19 protein-coding genes are annotated in these 18,605 nt (G+C 62.0%); 9 read left to right on the forward strand and 10 right to left on the reverse strand.

The features are described from left to right. Positions 1 to 61 precede the first annotated feature (61 nt). The 8 genes from NKH01_RS05565 (at position 62) to NKH01_RS05600 (ending at position 9,734) form a co-directional block, all read left to right on the forward strand. On the forward strand, positions 62 to 1,015 hold the full coding sequence (locus NKH01_RS05565) for a TAXI family TRAP transporter solute-binding subunit (protein ID WP_051409598.1): 954 nt from the start codon (positions 62 to 64) through the stop codon (positions 1,013 to 1,015). A gap of 56 nt (positions 1,016 to 1,071) precedes the next feature. After that, a complete protein-coding gene (locus NKH01_RS05570) occupies positions 1,072 to 3,672 on the forward strand; it encodes a TRAP transporter permease (protein WP_353019382.1) in 2,601 nt (866 codons plus the stop codon). A gap of 31 nt (positions 3,673 to 3,703) precedes the next feature. Next, positions 3,704 to 4,666 carry a DMT family transporter gene (locus tag NKH01_RS05575; RefSeq protein ID WP_352918589.1) on the forward strand — a complete coding sequence of 321 codons (963 nt, stop codon included), beginning with the start codon at positions 3,704 to 3,706 and terminating at the stop codon, positions 4,664 to 4,666. Positions 4,667 to 4,814: 148 nt separating this feature from the next. Beyond that, the gene (locus NKH01_RS05580; protein ID WP_353019384.1) at positions 4,815 to 5,534 is read left to right on the forward strand and encodes a FadR/GntR family transcriptional regulator; all 720 of its coding nucleotides are present in this window, start codon (positions 4,815 to 4,817) and stop codon (positions 5,532 to 5,534) included. A gap of 51 nt (positions 5,535 to 5,585) precedes the next feature. Next, the gene (locus tag NKH01_RS05585; RefSeq protein WP_473553546.1) at positions 5,586 to 6,560 is read left to right on the forward strand and encodes a sialic acid TRAP transporter substrate-binding protein SiaP; all 975 of its coding nucleotides are present in this window, start codon (positions 5,586 to 5,588) and stop codon (positions 6,558 to 6,560) included. 145 nt (positions 6,561 to 6,705) lie between these two features. After that, the gene (locus NKH01_RS05590; RefSeq protein WP_353019386.1) at positions 6,706 to 7,278 is read left to right on the forward strand and encodes a TRAP transporter small permease; all 573 of its coding nucleotides are present in this window, start codon (positions 6,706 to 6,708) and stop codon (positions 7,276 to 7,278) included. A gap of 3 nt (positions 7,279 to 7,281) precedes the next feature. After that, the gene (locus NKH01_RS05595; RefSeq protein ID WP_353019388.1) at positions 7,282 to 8,688 is read left to right on the forward strand and encodes a TRAP transporter large permease; all 1,407 of its coding nucleotides are present in this window, start codon (positions 7,282 to 7,284) and stop codon (positions 8,686 to 8,688) included. Then, a complete protein-coding gene (locus NKH01_RS05600) occupies positions 8,685 to 9,734 on the forward strand; it encodes an L-idonate 5-dehydrogenase (protein WP_353019390.1) in 1,050 nt (349 codons plus the stop codon). Before NKH01_RS05595 ends, NKH01_RS05600 begins: the two co-directional genes overlap by 4 nt. A 125-nt stretch (positions 9,735 to 9,859) precedes the next feature. Here NKH01_RS05600 and NKH01_RS05605 read toward each other — a convergent pair whose 3' ends face one another. From NKH01_RS05605 to NKH01_RS05640, 8 genes are all read right to left on the reverse strand, one after another. Further along, positions 9,860 to 11,599, reverse strand: coding sequence for a relaxase/mobilization nuclease domain-containing protein (locus NKH01_RS05605; RefSeq protein ID WP_353019392.1), 1,740 nt, complete (start codon positions 11,597 to 11,599; stop codon positions 9,860 to 9,862). A gap of 243 nt (positions 11,600 to 11,842) precedes the next feature. Continuing rightward, positions 11,843 to 12,619 (reverse strand): lytic transglycosylase domain-containing protein, encoded by a 777-nt coding sequence (locus NKH01_RS05610; RefSeq protein WP_352547650.1) that lies wholly within the window; start codon positions 12,617 to 12,619, stop codon positions 11,843 to 11,845. A 274-nt stretch (positions 12,620 to 12,893) separates the two neighbouring features. Next, positions 12,894 to 13,220, reverse strand: coding sequence for a DUF736 domain-containing protein (locus NKH01_RS05615; RefSeq protein ID WP_352547652.1), 327 nt, complete (start codon positions 13,218 to 13,220; stop codon positions 12,894 to 12,896). 13 nt (positions 13,221 to 13,233) lie between these two features. Continuing rightward, positions 13,234 to 13,827, reverse strand: coding sequence for a S26 family signal peptidase (locus tag NKH01_RS05620; protein WP_353005948.1), 594 nt, complete (start codon positions 13,825 to 13,827; stop codon positions 13,234 to 13,236). A gap of 442 nt (positions 13,828 to 14,269) precedes the next feature. After that, on the reverse strand, positions 14,270 to 14,560 hold the full coding sequence (locus NKH01_RS05625; protein ID WP_352639202.1) for a helix-turn-helix transcriptional regulator: 291 nt from the start codon (positions 14,558 to 14,560) through the stop codon (positions 14,270 to 14,272). Positions 14,561 to 14,674: 114 nt separating this feature from the next. After that, positions 14,675 to 15,301, reverse strand: coding sequence for a DUF2285 domain-containing protein (locus NKH01_RS05630; RefSeq protein WP_352547657.1), 627 nt, complete (start codon positions 15,299 to 15,301; stop codon positions 14,675 to 14,677). Next, positions 15,258 to 15,482, reverse strand: a complete 225-nt coding sequence (locus NKH01_RS05635) for a transcriptional regulator domain-containing protein (protein WP_352547659.1) — start codon at positions 15,480 to 15,482, stop codon at positions 15,258 to 15,260. The genes NKH01_RS05630 and NKH01_RS05635 overlap by 44 nt, the downstream gene beginning before the upstream one ends. Before the next feature lie 124 nt (positions 15,483 to 15,606). Beyond that, positions 15,607 to 15,885 carry a DNA -binding domain-containing protein gene (locus NKH01_RS05640; RefSeq protein WP_352547661.1) on the reverse strand — a complete coding sequence of 93 codons (279 nt, stop codon included), beginning with the start codon at positions 15,883 to 15,885 and terminating at the stop codon, positions 15,607 to 15,609. 78 nt (positions 15,886 to 15,963) lie between these two features. Between NKH01_RS05640 and NKH01_RS05645 the strand changes: the two genes are divergently transcribed. Then, positions 15,964 to 16,191 carry a helix-turn-helix domain-containing protein gene (locus tag NKH01_RS05645; protein WP_352547663.1) on the forward strand — a complete coding sequence of 76 codons (228 nt, stop codon included), beginning with the start codon at positions 15,964 to 15,966 and terminating at the stop codon, positions 16,189 to 16,191. Between the two features lie 119 nt (positions 16,192 to 16,310). Here the strand turns inward: NKH01_RS05645 and NKH01_RS05650 are convergent, their stop codons facing one another. Both NKH01_RS05650 and NKH01_RS05655 read right to left on the reverse strand, forming a co-directional pair. Continuing rightward, positions 16,311 to 16,640: a DUF736 domain-containing protein gene (locus NKH01_RS05650; protein WP_353019394.1), complete on the reverse strand. Its 330-nt coding sequence runs from the start codon at positions 16,638 to 16,640 to the stop codon at positions 16,311 to 16,313. A gap of 850 nt (positions 16,641 to 17,490) precedes the next feature. Next, positions 17,491 to 18,426 carry a DUF2493 domain-containing protein gene (locus NKH01_RS05655; protein WP_353019396.1) on the reverse strand — a complete coding sequence of 312 codons (936 nt, stop codon included), beginning with the start codon at positions 18,424 to 18,426 and terminating at the stop codon, positions 17,491 to 17,493. Positions 18,427 to 18,605 lie beyond the last annotated feature (179 nt).

Raw genomic sequence — 18,605 nt, forward strand, 5'->3', positions numbered from 1 at the left:
AACGCGTCATCGGCGACGGGCCGGGACAACCACCAGAGAGGTAGCAACCATGTATAGTTCGATGAAAACCCTGATCGGCGCGGCGGCCTGCATGCTGCTGGCGCTGCCATCCGTCGGAGCCGAGCAGCGCTTCGTCACGGTCGGCACCGGCGGGGTCACCGGCGTCTACTACGCTGTGGGCGGCGCCATTTGCCGACTGATGAACAAGGACCGGCAGAAAACCGGCATCCGATGCTCGACCGAGTCGACTGGCGGTTCCGTCTTCAACGTCAACTCCATCCAGACCGGCGACCTCGATTTCGGCTTGACCCAATCGGACGTCCAGTACCAGGCCTATGAGGGGACTGGAAATTTCGACGGCAAGCCGTTCAAGGATCTGCGGGCCGTGTTCTCCGTCCATCCCGAGCCGTTTACCGTGCTGGCGCGGCCGGACGCCCGCGTCACCAAATTCGAGGACTTCAAAGGCAAACGCTTCAACGTCGGCAATCCCGGATCAGGCACTCGCTCGTCGATGGAGGAATTGCTCAAGCAGATTGGCTGGACGCTCGGCGATTTCTCGCTTGCCGCTGAGCTGAAGGCGGACGAGCAGGGCAGCGCGCTGTGCGACAACAAGATCGATGGTTTCTTCTATGGCGTCGGTCATCCTTCCGCCGCGATCCAGGATCCGACCACGGCCTGTGGCGCCAAACTCATCCCACTGACCGGTCCGGCAGTGGACGCGCTGTTAGCAGCCCATCCCTACTTTTCAGTCGCCACCATCAAGGGCGGCATGTACGCCAACAATCCGGACGACGTGAAGACATTCGGCGTCCGCGCCACTGTCGTGGCGAACGCCAGCACGCCCGATGAGGTGGTCTACGAACTGGTGAAGTCGGTCTTCGAAAATTTCGACGACTTCAAGAAACTGCATCCGGCCTTCGCCAATCTCGATCCCAAGGAGATGATCAAGACCGGTCTGTCGGCGCCGGTACATCCGGGCGCGGAGCGCTACTACAAGGAAAAGGGCTGGCTCTGAGGCCTCCGATGCGAGGCGCAACGGGCACCTCGCATCGCAAATAATTGTGGGGAACGATGACAGATCAAAGCCAGCGGGCGGCAGCGCCTGACCAACCCGTTATCGACATTGACAAGCTCAGCGAGATCGTCGCCGAGGCCGACACCGGTGGGCGCAAGCCGACCGGCCGCACCGCGAAGCTGATCCTCGGCGTATCGCTGGCATGGTCGGTGTTCCAGCTCTGGTATGCCTCGCCCCTTCCGTTCATGCTCAATTTTGGAGTTGTCAGCGACGGCATCGCCCGCTCCATCCATCTGGCCTTCGCCCTGTTTCTGGCGATGCTGACGTTTCCGGCCTTCAAGACCTCGTCGCGCAGCCGGGTGCCGCCGCCCGACTGGGTGCTAGGCATCGCCGGGGCGGCGTCCGCCCTCTATCTGTTGGTCTTTTACAGCGATATCGCCCATCGGCCGGGTCTTCCGACTACGGCTGACCTGGTCGTCTCGATCGCCGGCGTCCTCATCCTGCTCGAGGCCGCGCGTCGCGCCGTCGGGCCTGCTATCACCGTCATCGCGGCGATCATGCTGATCTATATCTTCGCCGGGCCTCACCTACCTGGCCTGCTCGGCCACAAGGGCGCGACGTTATCGCGCGCAGCCTCGCAGATGTGGCTGACGTCGGAGGGGGTCTTCGGTGTTGCCCTCGGTGTGTCCACCAATGTCGTCTTCATGTTCGTTCTGTTCGGAACATTGCTGGAGCGCGCCGGCGCCGGCGGCTTTTTCATCCAGCTTGCCTTCTCGCTGCTCGGCAAATATCGCGGCGGTCCGGCCAAGGCCGGCGTCGTCGCTTCCGGCCTGACCGGCATGATTTCTGGGTCGTCGATCGCCAATGTCGTGACCACCGGAACCTTCACCATCCCGCTGATGCGCCGGGTCGGATATTCTGCGGTCAAGGCGGGCGCCATCGAATGTGCGGCCGGCGTCAATGGTCAGCTGATGCCTCCGGTGATGGGCGCCGCCGCGTTCCTGATCGCCGAATATGTCGGCATCTCCTATGCCGAGGTGGTCAAGCACGCCTTCTACCCAGCGCTGCTGACCTACGGCTCGTTGTTCTACATCGTCGATATCGAGGCGATGAAGACGGGGATGAAGGGCCTGCCGTCACGCAGCACGCACTCCGCATTTCAGGGTGCGCTGCGTGGGCTGATGGGCATATGCGGCTTCATCGTCCTCGCAGGGCTTGTCTATTACGGCATTGGCTGGACGAAGATCGTTTTCGGCGCGGCCGCGACCTGGATGATCACTGCCGCGCTGATCGCCGTCTACATCGGCCTTGTCGCCTACCGTGCGCGCTATCCCGACCTGCCGCTGGAGGATCTGGAGGGCGAGATCGTAAGGATTCCGCATTTCGGCGAGACGGCGCGCACCGGCCTGCATTTTCTGCTGCCGGTGATCCTGCTGATCTGGTGCCTGATGGTGGAGGAGCTGTCGCCCGGCCTGTCGGCATTCTGGGGCGCTGTCGCCCTGATGGCGCTGATCGTGACGCAACGGCCGCTCACCGCCTTTTTCCGCAAGGACCGTGCGCTGGCACGGCATTGGCTTCGCGGTTTCGACGATCTGGTCGGTGGCCTGTCCGCCGCTGCACGGAACATGACGACGGTCGGCATTGCCACTGCGACCGCCGGCATCATCGTCGGTACGGTTCTGCTCACGGGCATCGGGCTGGTGATGACCGAGCTGGTCGAATTCATCTCGGGCGGCAGCTTCATCGTCATGCTTTTGTTCACCGCGGTGATCTGCATCATACTCGGCATGGGCATGCCGACCACTGCAAGCTATGTCGTCGTCGCCACCTTGATGGCGCCGGTCATCGTCGATTTGGCGGCGCAGAACGATCTTGCCGTGCCGCTGGTCGCTGTCCACATGTTCGTTTTCTATTTCGGGCTGATGGCGGACGTGACGCCGCCAGTGGGGCTGGCGGCTTATGCTGCTGCGGCAATTTCCGGCGCCGATCCGGTGAAGACCGGGATTCAGGGTTTCAAATACGAGATCCGTACCGGCCTGCTGCCATTCATCTTCATCTTCAACACCGGACTGCTGATGATCGATCTCGAAGGTCCGTTCGACTTCGTCGCGATGGTGGTGACGTCGACGCTGGCCATGGTCTCGTTTGTAGCAGCGACGCAGAATTGGATGCTCGTGCGCAACCGCTGGTACGAGACGATTGCGTTGCTGCTGGCCTGTTTCATCTTGTTCAGGCCGGGACTCTTGCTCGATCAGGTGAGCGAACCCTATCAGGCAGTGCCTGCCTCCGAACTCGGCCGTATCGTCGACGAGACAGCCGAGGGGAGCGCAGTTCGCTTGCGCCTGACGACACTGAACCTCAACGGCGATGAGATATCGAAGCTGGTGCGGCTACAACTCGGGCCTGCAAATTCATCGGCCGAACGCCTGAAGGCCGCGGGCTTGGACGTCAGTGCGCTTGGCGATAACGTGACGGTCGGCGTGGTGCGACTGGGCAGCCAGGCGGCCAAATTCGGCCTGCAGCCCGGCGACGAAATCAATCAGGTGCTAGTGCCTGCGGAACGGCCGTCGCGCTATTGGTTCGCCATCCCGGCTCTGCTGTTGCTCGGTCTCGTCGTCTGGGGTCAGAAGCGGCGAAGGCGGACAGTTGGTCTATAAGCGCCTTATGAGCGGAAGAGTCTTGGCCAGCATGTCGGTAACAAGAGAATCAAACGGCGCCCCGGAGCCGGCTACCGCGGAAAAGCGCACGACGACGCGCGACCGCCCCTTCGAACCCGTCGACTACGGGCTTTACGCGCTGACGGTCATCGCCTGGAGCGCATCGTGGTTCGCGATCGAACTTCAGGTCGGCAGCGGCGTATCGAACGAGGTCAATCTGGTCTGGCGCTTCGCCATCGCCACGCTGCTGATGTTTGCCTGGGCGGGTTTTTCCGGCGGGCGGCTCCGCTTTCCGATCACCGATCATCTGCGCTTTGCTGTGCTCGGCATCCTCATCTTCTCATCGAACTTCCTGTTTTTCTATTACGGCGCCGGCTATCTCGTCAGCGGATTGCTCTCGGTTGTCTTCTCGCTCGCCTCGGTCATCAACATGCTGCTCGGTGCCTTGGTCATCGGCGAGCGCCCGGCGCCGCGCATTCTCGCCGGCGGCGTCATTGGCTTCGCCGGCATAGCGCTGATGTTCTTTCCCGAAATTGCCGCGAACGGGCTTTCAGGCGGGACGTTGGTGGGCCTTCTGCTGTGCCTCTGTGGCACGCTGAGCTTCTGCGCCGGTAATCTCGTCTCCGTCGCAAACCAGCGCCGCGGCCTGCCGCTCGTTTCAACCAGCGCCTGGGGCATGCTCTATGGCACTCTGTGGTCGGCGTTCCTGGCCTTCCTGCTCGGTGAGCCGTTCGTGTTCGCGACGACCGCCTCTTATATCGGCTCGCTGGTCTTCCTCGCCGTCATATCGACGGTCATGGCTTTCGCCGCCTACCTGACGCTGCTCGGACGCATTGGCGGCGCCCGCGCCGGTTATGCGACCGTCATATTTCCCGTCTTTGCGCTTTTGATCTCCACGGCGCTGGAAGGCTATGCCTGGACCGCTTACGCGATCATCGGGCTCGTCCTCGTCGCCGCCGGGAACGTCCTGGTCATTCGCGGAGGACGGCGCTGACGCATGGAATGCCTGCGCAATGCCGCCGCCTTCCGCTGCGCGGGCCGCGGTTCTGTCGAGCTTGACTCTCTGCATCGTCCGTCTAAGCTTGCGGTCAATGGGTCAGACCAATGTACCAGGGGCGAGCCGGGGAGGGAATTAGACGCGCATGCCGATCCAGGCCGTTGAACCACGCCGGCTATACCGACAGGTCGCCGATCAGCTCAGGCAGCTGATCGATGCCGGCGAGTTTTCCGTCGGCGACCGTCTGCCGACCGAGCGGGATCTGGCCGACCAGCTCGGAATTTCCCGCCCGACGGTCCGTGAAGCGCTGATAGCGCTGGAGGTCGAAGGCCGCATACGCATCCGCGTCGGCTCGGGCATCTACGTCACCGATCCGCCGAGCACCGCCGCCTCCGAACCCGAAATCGAGGAAGGCCCGTTCGAGCTGTTGCGCGCGCGCGAATTCGTCGAAGGCGCGATCGCCGCCGAAGCGGCCCTCCATGTCCGGCCTGCAGATATCGAACGGCTCGACGACGTGCTGCGCCGGATGGAGGCCATGCGTCACCCCAACAAGATGACCATTACGCTCGACCGGGAATTCCATACTGCAGTCGCCGGCATTCTCGAGAACGCGGTGCTGGTGCGCTTCATCGGCGAGCTTTTCGACCAGCGCATGAACCCGTACTTCGAACGCCTGTCGATCTATTTCGAGACCAACGATTCCTGGCAGATCGCGGCAAAGGAGCATCGTGCCGTGCACGATGCGATTGCCGCGCGCGACCCCGAGCGGGCCAAGGCCGCCATGCAGCAGCATCTGCGCCAGTCGCAAATCAGATTCTCACGCAATTTCGATGAGAGAGCCGCAGCCAAGGAGGTTGCGGAATAGCAGTTGGCCGGGGGGAGATCCGGCCGTCAAATCCAACCAGGGAGGAATTAGATGTTGAGAAAATACGCAGTTCTGCTCGGTGCGATCGCCGCAATTGCCATACCCATGGCGTCGGCCTCGGCGGAAACGGTCCTGAAATGGGCACATGTCTACGAGACGACGGAGCCCTTCCACACCGAATCCGTGTGGGCGGCCGACGAGATCAAGAAGCGCACCCAGGGCCGCTACGCCATCGACGTCTATCCGGCCTCGCAGCTTGGCAAGGAAGCAGACATCAACCAGGGCCTGATGCTTGGCACCGTCGATATCATCATTTCCGGATCGAGCTTCGCAGCGCGCGAATATCCACCGATCGGCGTCACCTATTTCCCATATACTTTCCGCGATGCCGACCATCTGCTGAAATACACCAAGAGCGACGTCTACAAGGCCCTGACCAAGGGCTACGAGGACAAGACCGGCAATCACATCGCCGCCACCACCTATTATGGAACGCGGCAGACCACCTCGAACCGGCCGATCGCCAAGTGCTCCGACATGCAGGGCTTGAAGATGCGCGTCCCCGACGTGCCCGCCTATCTAGCCATGCCGCGTGCCTGCGGCGCCAACACCGCGCCGATTGCCTTCGCCGAGGTCTATCTCGCCCTGCAGAACGGCACGGTCGAGGCCCAGGAGAACCCGCTGACCACCATCGAGGCGAAGAAATTCTACGAGGTGCAGAAGAACATTGTGCTCACCGGCCATATCGTCGATCATCTCAACACCATCATATCGGCGTCGCGCTGGGCCTCGCTTTCCGACGAGGACAAGAAGATCTTCACCGAGGTGATGCAGGAGGCTGCCGCCCGCGCCACGGCGAAGATCGTCGCCCGCGAAAAGGAACTGGTGCAGGTATTCAAGGACCGCGGCATCACCGTAACCGATGTCGACCGTGCCGACTTCGAGAAGAATGTGCTGGAGAAGGTCACCTTCGAGGAATTCGGCTACAACAAGGCCGATTGGGAAGCGATCCGCGCCATCAAGTAGGGCATCGGGAAATCGAATGCTCAATCAAGAGGATAGGGCGGCAATCGGATTCGCCGCTTTAACCTGCCCATCCGTCCGGCTTCAAAATTACGCCGGACGGCCTTTCCAATCCTTGACGACCCACCAGCTTCGGGAGCCCGCGCCAATGGCCAAGGAACACCACACCGAGATCACCGTCGAAGAAATTGCCCACGCCTTCGAGGAGGTGCCGGTACACGTCGACCTGTCGGACCACGGCATCGAGGACTGGATTACGCTTGCCGTGTTCTGGGGCATGGTCGTGTGTGTCTTCCTGCAGTTCTTCACCCGTTATGCGCTGAACAACAGCTTTGCCTGGACCGAGGAGATCGCCATCAACGCGCTCGTCGTCGTCGTTTTTCTCGGCGCCGCCATGTGCGTGCGCCTTTCGCGCCACATCCATGTCGACGTGCTTTACCACTATCTGCCGGAGCGCGTTGGCCGTTGGCTGGCGCTCGCCGTTGATATTATCCGCATCGCATTCTTCGCCTACGGAACATGGCTGATGTGGCGCTACGTCATGATCGTGGCGCATGAGCGCATGGTCACAGTCAACCTGCCGCGGCGCTGGTTCTTCTACGCCGTCTTGGCTGGCTTCGTGCTGATGCTTCTGCGCTCGATCCAGGTCTTCGTCGGCAATTACAGGCGCGGCTATTCGGTGCTCGAGCGTCCCGGTGCGTTCGAGACGGCGGGGGTCTGAGCGATGCTGCTTCTGGTAGGGGGCTTTCTTGTCCTGATGCTCATCGGCGTGCCGGTCGCTGTTTCGATGGCGGCCGCCTCGATCCTTTACCTCGTCATCTACGGCGTCGCGCCCGATATCATCGCGGCCCAGCGCATGATCGCCGGGGTCGAGAGCTTTCCGCTGCTCGCCGTTCCCTTCTTCATCCTGGCCGGCAACCTCATGAACATTGCCGGCGTCACCGGGCGCATCTATTCTTTCGCCCTTGCCCTGGTCGGCTGGATGAAGGGCGGCCTGGCGCAGGTCAACATCATCGGATCGGTGATCTTTTCCGGCATGTCGGGCACCGCGCTCGCCGACGCCGCCGGCATCGGCACCATCGAGATCAAGGCGATGAAGGACCACGGCTATCCGATCGACGCTGCGGTCGGCGTCACCGCCGCTTCCGCCACGCTCGGGCCGATCTTCCCGCCCTCGCTGCCCTTCGTCATCTACGGCATGATGGCCAATGTCTCGATTGGCGCGCTGTTCATGGCCGGCATCCTGCCCGGCGTGGTCATGACCGTGCTGATGATGATTACGGTTGCCATCTTTGCCTACAGTCGCGGCTGGGGCTCCGACACACCTTTCGAGCTTCGGCGGCTCGCCGAAGCGGCGGGCGAGGTGCTGGTGGTGGCTGCCTTTCCGATTGGCTGTTACGTGCTTGTGCAGCTTGGCCTGTCGATCAACATCGCGGTCGGCATCGCGCTGCTGGTGCTGATCGCGACGGACTGGTATTTCGACTTCTCCGCGGTCATGGCGCTGATGACGCCGGTCATCCTGATCGGCGGCATGACGATGGGCTGGTTCACGCCGACCGAAGCGGCGATGGCGGCTGTCATCTGGTCGCTTTTCCTCGGGCTGGTGCGCTACCGCACGATGACGCTGCGTTTGCTTGCCAGGGCCAGCTTCGACACGATCGAAACAACCGCCTCGGTGCTGTTCATCGTCACCGCCGCATCGATCTTCGCCTGGCTGCTCACCGTCAGCCAGGCGGCACAGTTGTTTTCGACCTTCATCTTCGCGCTCACCGAAAACAAGTGGGTCTTCCTGATCCTGGTCAACATCCTGATGCTGGTGGTCGGCTGCTTCCTCGATACGATCGCCGCGATCACCATTCTGGTGCCGATCCTGTTGCCGGTCGCCGCCGTCTACGGCATCAACCCGGTGCATTTCGGGCTGATCATGACGCTCAACCTGATGATCGGGCTTTTGCACCCACCGCTCGGCATGGTGCTGTTCGTGCTGTCACGTGTCGCCAAGCTTTCGGTCGAGCGCACCACCATGGCGATCCTGCCGTGGTTGGTGCCGCTTATCGTGGCGCTGCTTCTGATCACCTTCATACCCGCCATCACACTCTGGCTGCCGACCGAGATGGGCTTGATCCGGTGAGTGGCCAGGTGATTGCCGCGACGCTGTTCGGCCCGCAGGACCTGCGCGTCGTGGAGCGTCCGCTCGAACCGCTGGCATCAGGCATGGTGCGGGTGCGCTTCGGGGCAGGGGGCATCTGCGGCTCCGACCTGCATTATTTCCGCCATGCCCGCACCGGCGACTTCGTTGTCACCTCGCCACTTGTCCTCGGCCATGAAATCGCCGGCGAAATCGTCGAGATCAATGGCGCCGCGCCCGGCCTTGGCATCGGCGACCACGTCGCGGTCAATCCGTCGCGCTGGTGCGGGCATTGCGCGCGATGTCTGGAAGGCCGCGCCAATCTCTGCGAGAACATCTACTTCATGGGCTCGGCATCGAAGACACCGCATATGCAGGGCGGCTTTGCCAGTCTGTTCGACGCCACGCCCGCGCAATGTTTCAAGGTTCCATCTGACGTGGCCTACCAGGCGGCCGCACTTGCCGAGCCGTTGGCGGTCAGCCTGCACGCCGTCGCGCGGGCCGGCGACATCAGAGGCCGCAACGTCGTCCTGTTCGGTGCCGGTCCCATCGGTCTCTTGACCATGCTCGCGGCCAGGCTTGCCGGCTGCGCTGAACTGACCGTCGCCGACATCGCCGCCGCGCCGCTCGCCTTCGCTCGCCGGCTTGGCGCTGACAGCACGACCGACCTTTCCGGCGGTAGCGCCGAGCTTCACGCGCTCTCGGCCGGCGGTTCGCTCGATGTGGCGTTCGAGATTTCGGGCAGCGCGGCCGGCCTTGCCGCTGCGATCGCCAGCGTTCGGCGCGGCGGTACGGTGGTCCAGGTCGGCAATCTTCCCGGTGGCCAGGTCCCGCTGCCGGCCAATGCGGTGATGGCCAAGGAGATCGACCTCAAAGGCACCTTCCGCTTCGGTACAGAGTTCGGTCGCGCAGTCGACCTCATCGTGTCGCGGGAGGTGGACGTCCTGAAGCTGGTGACAGCGGAGCGCACGCTTTCTTCGGCCCCCGATGCGTTCCGACTTGCCGCCGACCGCACTCAGAGTGTCAAGGTCGTGCTGATTGCGGACTGATTGAGAATTTGCAGGCCTGTTTTGAAAGAGGCCATGGCGGTCGGTTGGGGAGGTACATACAGAATGTGAGACGCCCGGTGCTGGCTTCCTGAGACTAGCATCAGACAGAATCTGCGCGTGTCGTGTCACAACCCGATGCCGCGCTTCTTTCCAAAGCTCCAATCCATGCCCCCTGTATCCGGACACACGACTCCGGAAACCTGATTGCCAAAGCGCTTTTCGAGCGATGACGACCAGGGCACGAGCCTGAAGTCCAGCCCATTGTCGATCATCGCGAACCGGCCGGAAGCCAGCGAGAAACGCTGCCGGTAAATCCCAGCCACATGATCGCCGTTGGCAGCGTTTCTGAATGACATGCCGGTCTCGGCGGCGAGGCGGATACCGAGCGATTCCACCTCATGAACGTGTAGCGTATCGATCAGATTGCGCGCTAGAATTACGCGCTGTCCCTCGCGCCTGGCCAGATCGCGCCTGGCAAGCTCGTCGACCCGATCTTCGAGTGCCTGTCTTACCTCCCTGCCAAAGCCGCCGTCGCGGAGTTCGGCTGGCTTGCACGCAACAAGTTGCCGATCGAGCCAAGTCGCTCCGGAAGCATGGACCTGCTGTTCGATCGAAAGGTCAGAGCGGACGGCGAGACTGACCCTGCAAGAGCCATTTGCACCCGCATCGCGGCACAGCTCCACGACCGAGCCTGGGGCAGAGTCCCCGGCCGCGTCAGGGTCATAGAAGCGAATATGGTGCGGGCGACCGTCGATGCCGTCGACGATGGCGTAGGCCGAGCCGCGCAGTTCGTCCAGGCCGCGTTCGAGCAGTCGGCCGATCACCGGCGCATCAATCTTTTCGGCCGCGAGCACATACTCGGTTGTCCCTCTTTCCGGCCCCCGCGCGGTGAGGCTGCGGTGCATGCGCTTGATGATGTCGCCGCGTTCGCCGAGGGCGCGCAAAGTCGCCTCGGCTTCTTCGGCCACCATCCATTGGCCCCGATGGATCTCATACGCGAGGCCTAGCCGTTCCAACTGCCGGAGCCGGCCGACCTTGAGTCCTATGAACTCGTCTGGCTGGTCACCAGGATGTGGTGCCACTGCAATGATGCCATGACGGTCGATGTCGCGAGCAAGCTGGCGATCGAGCTGCGTCCAGCGCTCAGTGTCGACCTGCCGCTCGATGGCCTGGCGGATGTCGAGGTCGGTGCGGAGCCCCAGCGTCTGGGTGAGAATGTCGCTCGCCCGATCGCGCATGCCCTGGCGGATATAGTCGCGAGAGATGACAAGATTCTCGCCATTGTCGGCAACGCCGCGAACGAGGATGTGAACGTGTGGATGTTCGGTGTTCCAGTGATCGACGGCAATCCAGTCGAGCCTCGTGCCGAGGTCGCGTTCCATGTCGACCATCAGTTCACGAGCGAAGTTCTTGAGGTCACCGAGTTCCATTGCATCGTCCGGTGAAACGATGAGACGGAAGTGATGCCGATCGTCCTTGCAGCGGTCGGAGAAGGCATCATCATCTGCCTCTTCGGTGTCGGGACCGAACATCCTCGCCTTCTCGCCATCACGTGTTACACCTTCGCGGCGAAGGTACTTGAGATAGGTGGCGAGTGGTGGAGACCCTCTGAACTGCCGCACCACACGGGTCTTGACGACGGCGCCTCGTGAGCACTCAGACATGAGGTGACTGGCGCGGATGGCCGCCGACCTGCCGCGGCCAAATGTTGAAGCTCGTGGGGAGGTGATCCGGCCCTTGCTTGTAAGATGGCCGCCAGCGCGCTGTGTAGCCGCAAGCGCCTGGAAGATGAAGGGTCGCGCGCGCTGCCCGGCGCGGGAGCGGATGTGACCAGGGCGGACGCGAAAGCTATCGTCACGTTTCATGCTAGGCGGCCACGAGGTGCGGTTTCCGTTGGAAAAACCGAAAAATGGGAATAGCGCACATCGCCGTTTGTGCCAGCACATCGCGAATTGAGCTGAAACTCATAAGGAAAACAATCGGCCGACCGAGCCGCACCTCGCGGCTCTTTATCCTGCCACTCTTTGCGCCCTTATCCGTGGCCAACCCTTCCGCGGCAATGTCCGCGACGGAACAGGCCGGAACGCAATCGAGGAGGAAGCTCCCGGTCATCGCGATATAGTCAAAGACGGCTGAGCGAATAGACCGGGAACAGCGGGGTTCGGCCAGAAACGGGTCTCACCTGGCCATGGCTCGATCGCGGTCAGGTCAGCAACAGAATTGCCCATTAGCGACTGCATTGCGGACGAATGAATCGCCGCAAAGGTCGTGTCTGCATAACCATTGCCATTCAATGCAGCGGCCTTCCGAATGTCATTGGTATGCGCAAAAAGCGCGGTACTGCGTGAGCTGGCTCTGTCTCTTCCTTGCCGTGCACACCTCGGACTGGGAACTGCGTCATTGATCAGCGGCGCGAGTTTCCTGACGTAGTCGACCGTCTCGCGTGGCAGCGGACGGCCGGTGGACAAATGTTCCTTGTACCGTCCAGGGCCGGCATTGTAAGCGGCAAGAAAGCCGCTGCGCCCGAAGCTGTCGAGCATTTCGCGAAGATACGCAGCGCCTGCAAGAATATTGTCACGCGGCTGATAGGGATCGTCGCCGAGTCGATGCTTGATGCGCAATTCTTCCCACGTCGCCGGCATTATCTGCATCAGCCCCATTGCGCCTTTGCTTGAAAGCGCTCGAACATCGCCGACGCTCTCGACATGCATGACGCCGCTAAGCAAACGGTCTGGAATGGCGAACCGTTTAGCCGCTTCCTGGATATGTCGCGTCCACGGGCCAGCCGACAAGGAGTGCGCCGACAGTTCACCATGAGAGCATGCGTCTGCACGAGCTTCGGGCGTCGCGAAGGCGAGCACGACGCATGTGGCAATCCTTGTCATACCTCGATGGACGGCATCCCGCGGACCCCGGAACCGATGCGCCGCCAGTCCGCCACGGTGTTCACCTCCGTTAAGCGCAACGCCTCGTCGGCCGGACAAGCCTTGCCAAAACTGTGATGAAATGGGCCTCTGGAGCGACAAGCAAGCGTCCGGCCGCCCCTGATGTTCGTCGCGCGCGGCTGTCGGACTGGCGATCCTGTCCAAGGGTTTGACCGCCCGATCGATCAAGGGCGTTGACGAAAGAGATTCGTCGAAGGGCTCAAACAGCATCTGTTCAGCCTCGTCCGTCGCGCTTCGATGACCGGTTCCAGTGCAGGCTCCAGATGCTGTTCTCGGCGTCGGACTGGAACAGCTTCGCGCGGATCGGCTGCGTAAAGGATGGGTCGTCAATTGAGACCGAGACATAGTCCCCAGCCTTGTCTCCGGTGTGGTCCCACGCCGCGCCGACCGCCATTCCCTCGCAATAGACGAGGTGGTCGGGCGCGTTTTCGGTCTTGGATTTCTCGGCAGGCAGGATGGCAATCTTCGCCTCGATTGTGAGCGTTGAGAGATTGCCGAAGAAGCCGTCATCATTGCGCGTGAAGGTGCCGATCTGGGGCATTGCAGTGCTCCTTTCATGAGCGTTTAGTGAGCGTTGAGACGAGCCGTGACGGTATTCGCCGGGAAACGTCGTTGGTGACATCCAGCACCGGAGCCGCGCGCTCCGTGGTCCAGACGGGCACCGCGCAGCCAACAATCGATGCGAGCGGCAGGGGGCCGAAATAGCGGCCGTCAAAACTTTCGGCTGCGTTCGGGTTCATGAGGAAGACGTCGTCGTCGGCGATCTCGCGACAGCCCCGCCAGCTGGGCAGGGATCGACCGCGGCTGTCACGCTCGCGAGCATGTCCATAGGTCCTGCCGTTGACGATGATCGCTGTACCTTCGCGGCACACGGTTGCGCCCCCGAGTGCCAAAACATGCTTCAGGAGCGGCACGTTTTTCGGCAGATATCCGCGTCTTGCCATGAACGCCACCAATGGCTCGGGCGGCATCACGACGGCGATGCTCCCAGCACGGATTTTGTCGGCCGGCAGAATGCGATAGAGGCCGATGGGGACGCTTGCGGATGCGTTCCAGATGGCCAGCGGCGGGTGGCTAATCCATGCCGGCGCGGCGGCGAGCACTGAGCCGCCAATCATCGCCGCGATGACCTTTGTGCGCTTGCTCATGACTCGATCCTGGGGCGCAGCAGGCAAACGTTACGACGCTTGCGCCTGTATGGACTCGGCTGCTCGCATACGGCCATCCGGCTGTGGATGTGCCGCCGTTGACCAGGCCAAATGAAGGTCGGCGTTAGGTGCTGTTTCGCCGCTGGCACGCGCGGTCGCAATCTCCTGGCATGGGCGTGGATGCTTTGCGACGCAGCCCAGGCCAGGAAGTCAGCGTTCCAAATCGTTGCCGTGCCATGCACATTCGCCGCCTCAACGCGGAACGTTTCCTTCTCCGCATCAGAGTGGATCGTTGTCAGGCCGCGGGATTTCACCAATAAGGCCGGCAACCACGCCACGAGGTCCCGCGTGCGGTATGGGGCGAAGCCGGATGAGTGGGCATGAGGCAGCGCAAGCTGCTGCTGAACGGTCTCACGGCACTGCATTGTTGTTGCACCACAGATCAGAAGCTGCGGTCGCGCTTGCCGACATAAGCCGGCGCGCGGGCTGCATGTGGTTTTGCCGGCGGAACTTTGGTCGCGTTCGCATCGCTGGTGGAGGTGCGTGCGCCGAGCTCTATCCAGGCATGCAAGTCGTCGATGTCATAGAGGACGCGTCCGCCAATCTTTCGGTATTTTGGCCCGGTGCCGTAGGTCCGGTGCTTTTCGAGTGTACGGGCGCAGAGTCCTACGATCGGTGCTGCCTCCTTCGTGCGCAGGTATTTTCGGGGCGCGTCCGCGGGACCCTTCGACATTGCTCGATCTCCATTCGGTTGTGCTGTCATCCTGGCCTGCCGGGACGCGCAAAGCGGACCATGCTCGAAATGGGGAAAGGGGAGGGAGGGCAAAGATCGGGGGGCGTGTTATTGCTACCCCGAAGAACGACTTCGGCGGCCGGACTTCCCGCTGCGACTGTGGGGGTAGAAGAGAAGATCGCGATAGCCGCCTGCGACCAAAAAAGCCGCACGGCGCAAGATAGCCCGGACCTTGTGCCGGAGGTGATGATCACGCCAATCTCGCGGCACAATCGGCTCGCGCGACAATAACACCTCCGCGATCTGACGATAGGTTGCACCCATGTAGTGACCATCATGCGCGCGCAAATTGAGGATATGCCTGGTCTTGGTCTGTTGCGGTAGCGCGCCGTAGGATGGACCGGCCGCTCGGCCGTTCAGCGCGCGCCAGAGCCGGCGCGCCGCATCGAGCCGCGTCTCAAATGCAGCGTCTAGGGGCAGAAGGATAGCATCGAATTCGCCGGAGTGGTCTTCGCAGACCACATGGCTCTTCCCGGTTGAAGCAGACCAAAGAATGTGAAGTCCTTCCTTCTGCTGCCAAACGCTGGCTCCGATAAGTCTGGAAGGCCGAATTCTCTGATGAGAGGGGCTGATCGAGGCAGACATCCGCGTGGCCCGCAGCACGCGCGGCGAGGCCTGTTCTGTCCAGATGATATTCTCAGCCTGCGGAAATCCGGCACCGGCAGTTTTGAAATCGCGCACCCCAACGGGCAGCGAAGTCGCGCTGATCGACAGGATCTCCGGAACCTGAGAGCCGCGAGGCGATCTGGCGGCACTCGGCGATGAATTTATCGTTCCGGATCAGATACTCGGCGGCGAACTCCTCAGCTTGGTAGCTGCACATGTGCACGTAGGCCGCCGGTTCGGTCCAATCGTCCTGCACGGTTCCTGTCCTCTCCGCATAACTGCATCTGAGGCCCGGCATCAACATTCAGGGTGAAGAGAAATGTGAATAGTTGGAGAGTCGGCAAATCGTTGCGCAGATTCAGCAAAGCATGACAAGGCGCTCAATGGGGAGCGCCGCCTGCGAGAAGATACTGGTAGCCGCTGGTCGTCATCCATCGCGCGCGTGCAAGATGGGTTTCCCAAGACCGGAACGCCCGCTCCGGCTCCTGTTCTGGGTCAATGTGCAGGACGATCCTGGCTACCTCTCGCCAGTCGGCATCTTCCGCCGCCGCGTCAAGCAGGCGAATGTAGGTAAGTAGCCGCTCCTCATCATAGCCGGTCAGGATCGGGTCATTCGGCGCAGTGTCGGCGACATCAGGATCGAGCAGTGGCTTGAGCAAGCGATTTCCAATCGTCGAAGTCAGTTTGTCGAGAATACTCCGTGGCTGAATACTCGACAAGGCATTGCACTCGCGGACATGGAAATACGCGAGGTATTTGCGCGCAATCTGAGGCGGTACCGAAAGGCGGCGGGGCTTTCGCAAGAAGAACTTGCCCATCGCGCGGACGTTGATCGCACCTATATCAGTGCATTGGAACGCAGCGTCTACGGCGCGACGATAGACGTTGTCGACAAGTTGGCAAACGTTCTCGGCATCGAGGCCGCAGATCTGCTCAGACGTCCTGCACCGATTGTTCAAAGATGATGAGGACGATTCTCGGATTGCGATCTTGATGGCCGCTGTGAACTGCGACTGCACTCCGCTGCAGCTTCACAAGCAAAAGACGGCTCCCGCCCGGTTCGCGGGCGGGAGCTCGCGGCTTCTCAATCGCCGTTGCGGCGGCCGTTGGGCCGGGACCAGATGAGGCTGTGGCCTTCTCCGTCCTCATCGTCGAAGAGGTTGGCGTAGATCGGAGCGGTGAAGCTTGGATCGTCCAACTTCAGGCCAAGATAGTCGCGGCCGTCACTGGAGCGCTTGGCCCAGGCGGCGCCGATCTCGACCTGCGCTACGAAGACGCGATGGCTGGGGGCGCTGTCGCCGGAGCGGTTTGCCTCGGGCACGATGCGGACGTTTTTGGCCCGAAGCGAGAGGGTGACGATTTCGCCGCTGAACTCGTTGTTGCCGGTCTTTTTGAACGTTCCGATGGTCGCCATGAGCTTTCTCCTTGAACTCTGTTTCGAGCCCGCACCATTGCGGCCTCGACGGCGATCTGCGGGCCGGAGGCGATCGACGCCGCATCGCTTGCGACCGCAGCGTCAGCGGAGGATGGCAGCCAAGCGACTTTGTTGTTTCGCGAGGAATGACGGCGAAGCCGAAAGGGGAAGAAAGTCGATCGGCGCCATTGCGGCTTAGGCGATTGAGGCGAAGCCGACCTTCGGCCAGATCAGCCCATCGAAGAGGTCGTTTGGAGCGGCCGACCAGATAGAGGGATCAACGGAGGATTTCAGGCGAAACCATCGCACTGGCGAGAGCCCGGTTACCACGATCACCGCTGTCGATGCTTCCCCTGAGCAGGCTTCAGGGAACAGCAAGCTGGTGCTAGCTCCGCGCTTGACACGTGCATGCCGTGGCTCAGCTCCAGCTGACGTGCATCGCCGGATATTCGCCATCTTTGGAACGGGACGGCAGTCGTGGCGAACCCGAAGCGTGCGTCGCGCGATGTCGCGTCAGCGACAACGGAAGCAATGCACAGGCTGGTCAGAAACAGCATCGGATCCGCCTCGGTCCTTCGGTGCGTTCGCCCCGATCCACGCCCCGTCCGGTTGAACGGACGTCACCATCTCGCCTGGGATGCCGGCTGCGAAGCAGCTGAAACGCGGAAGGTAAGCGAGATAGCGTCGCGCACCTGCGCATGGACGTGGATTTGAATACCCCAACAGACGGGGGGCGCCGGGAGCGGAAAATCCGGCATCCCGAACCCACGCAATCCACCGAATTGGAAAGAAGCCGCCCGGCCCGACCGCGGCCGTGTCGTGCAACGGACAAAAAGATAGGAGAGCGGCGCTATGCGCCGCCTCCCTTGGGGCGGAAGTCGAGGACTGGGATGCCGAGCTTCTTGGCCTTGTCGGCAAGATTGTCCTGAATTCCAGTCCCGGGAAAGACGATGACGCCGATCGGCAGCACGTCCAGCATTGCGTCATTGCGCTTGAACGGGGCGGCCTTCCCATGCTTTGTCCAATCGGGGGCAAAGCCGATTTGCGGTACCTTACGATGGTCGGCCCAGCAGGAGGCGATCTTTTCGCCACCTTTCGGCGATTTCCCGTGCATCAAGACCATATCAGGATGCCTGGCGTGGACCTGGTCGAGCTTGGCCCAGATCAACTGGTGATCATTGAAGTCGAGACCGGCGGTGAAGGCGATTTTCGGGCCTGGTGGCAAAAGGACTTCCTGCGAGGCGCGTTTCTTGGCGCTGAGAAAATCGCGGCTGTCGACCACCGCAGAGGTCAGGTTGCGGTGGTTGACCATTGATCCGCTGCGCGGTCGCCAGCTCGATCCGGTGTGGCGCTCATAGTGCTCGGCGGCCTGATCGCGCATCAGTTCCAAGGCGTTCTGGCGTTCGATGAGAGTCTGTCCTTCGGCCGTCAGGCGTTCCAGCTCGACCGATTTCACTTCGCTGCCGTCCTGCTCACGCTGGCTGCGGCGCTGCGCCTGCTGGTTATGGTCAAGTTCACGCTCGATCCGATCTGCGGCGCGGTGAAAGACGTTGACGGTCGACCAAAGGAGATCGTCGAGGTCGGGCTCGAGGCGGGTATCTTGCAGGGTGGCGACAAACGCGTCGAAGATGTCTGCAATCGCGCCGGCGACGCGGTGGCCCTCCGGAAGCGGTCGGGGATCCGGCTCATCCGCGAAGGGCCGGTAGCCATAGAGCTGGAGTTCGGTGAGAGCGTGGTCGATCGGTGAAGACGCATGCTGCGGTTCGTAGTCGTCATGCTCGCTCATTTGGATGCTCCGTCGGTTGGACCGCGACCCTCGCGGCCTTCATGGCGACGAAAGCCGGCGGGCGGGACGGTCCTGCACCCGCAGCGAAGCGGAGGGCCGGAGCGTCAGCGGAGGAGGGCGCAGGCCGGCTATTTTGCTTCGCGATGGAAAGCGCTCCCTTGGGAGCGCGCCGGAAAATA

The organism is Mesorhizobium sp. M1403 (assembly GCF_040317695.1).
GTDB lineage: Bacteria > Pseudomonadota > Alphaproteobacteria > Rhizobiales > Rhizobiaceae > Mesorhizobium.

Coding starts and splice junctions, on each gene's coding strand:
- NKH01_RS05645 (WP_352547663.1), top strand. CDS start 15,964: ATGGAAATACGCGAGGTATTTGCGCGCAATCTGAGGCGGTACCGAAAG.
- NKH01_RS05585 (WP_473553546.1), top strand. CDS start 5,586: ATGTTGAGAAAATACGCAGTTCTGCTCGGTGCGATCGCCGCAATTGCC.
- NKH01_RS05615 (WP_352547652.1), bottom strand. CDS start 13,220: ATGCCCCAGATCGGCACCTTCACGCGCAATGATGACGGCTTCTTCGGC.
- NKH01_RS05590 (WP_353019386.1), top strand. CDS start 6,706: ATGGCCAAGGAACACCACACCGAGATCACCGTCGAAGAAATTGCCCAC.
- NKH01_RS05580 (WP_353019384.1), top strand. CDS start 4,815: ATGCCGATCCAGGCCGTTGAACCACGCCGGCTATACCGACAGGTCGCC.
- NKH01_RS05595 (WP_353019388.1), top strand. CDS start 7,282: ATGCTGCTTCTGGTAGGGGGCTTTCTTGTCCTGATGCTCATCGGCGTG.
- NKH01_RS05610 (WP_352547650.1), bottom strand. CDS start 12,619: ATGACAAGGATTGCCACATGCGTCGTGCTCGCCTTCGCGACGCCCGAA.
- NKH01_RS05620 (WP_353005948.1), bottom strand. CDS start 13,827: ATGAGCAAGCGCACAAAGGTCATCGCGGCGATGATTGGCGGCTCAGTG.
- NKH01_RS05605 (WP_353019392.1), bottom strand. CDS start 11,599: ATGAAACGTGACGATAGCTTTCGCGTCCGCCCTGGTCACATCCGCTCC.
- NKH01_RS05565 (WP_051409598.1), top strand. CDS start 62: ATGAAAACCCTGATCGGCGCGGCGGCCTGCATGCTGCTGGCGCTGCCA.
- NKH01_RS05575 (WP_352918589.1), top strand. CDS start 3,704: ATGTCGGTAACAAGAGAATCAAACGGCGCCCCGGAGCCGGCTACCGCG.
- NKH01_RS05655 (WP_353019396.1), bottom strand. CDS start 18,426: ATGAGCGAGCATGACGACTACGAACCGCAGCATGCGTCTTCACCGATC.
- NKH01_RS05650 (WP_353019394.1), bottom strand. CDS start 16,640: ATGGCGACCATCGGAACGTTCAAAAAGACCGGCAACAACGAGTTCAGC.
- NKH01_RS05570 (WP_353019382.1), top strand. CDS start 1,072: ATGACAGATCAAAGCCAGCGGGCGGCAGCGCCTGACCAACCCGTTATC.
- NKH01_RS05625 (WP_352639202.1), bottom strand. CDS start 14,560: ATGTCGAAGGGTCCCGCGGACGCGCCCCGAAAATACCTGCGCACGAAG.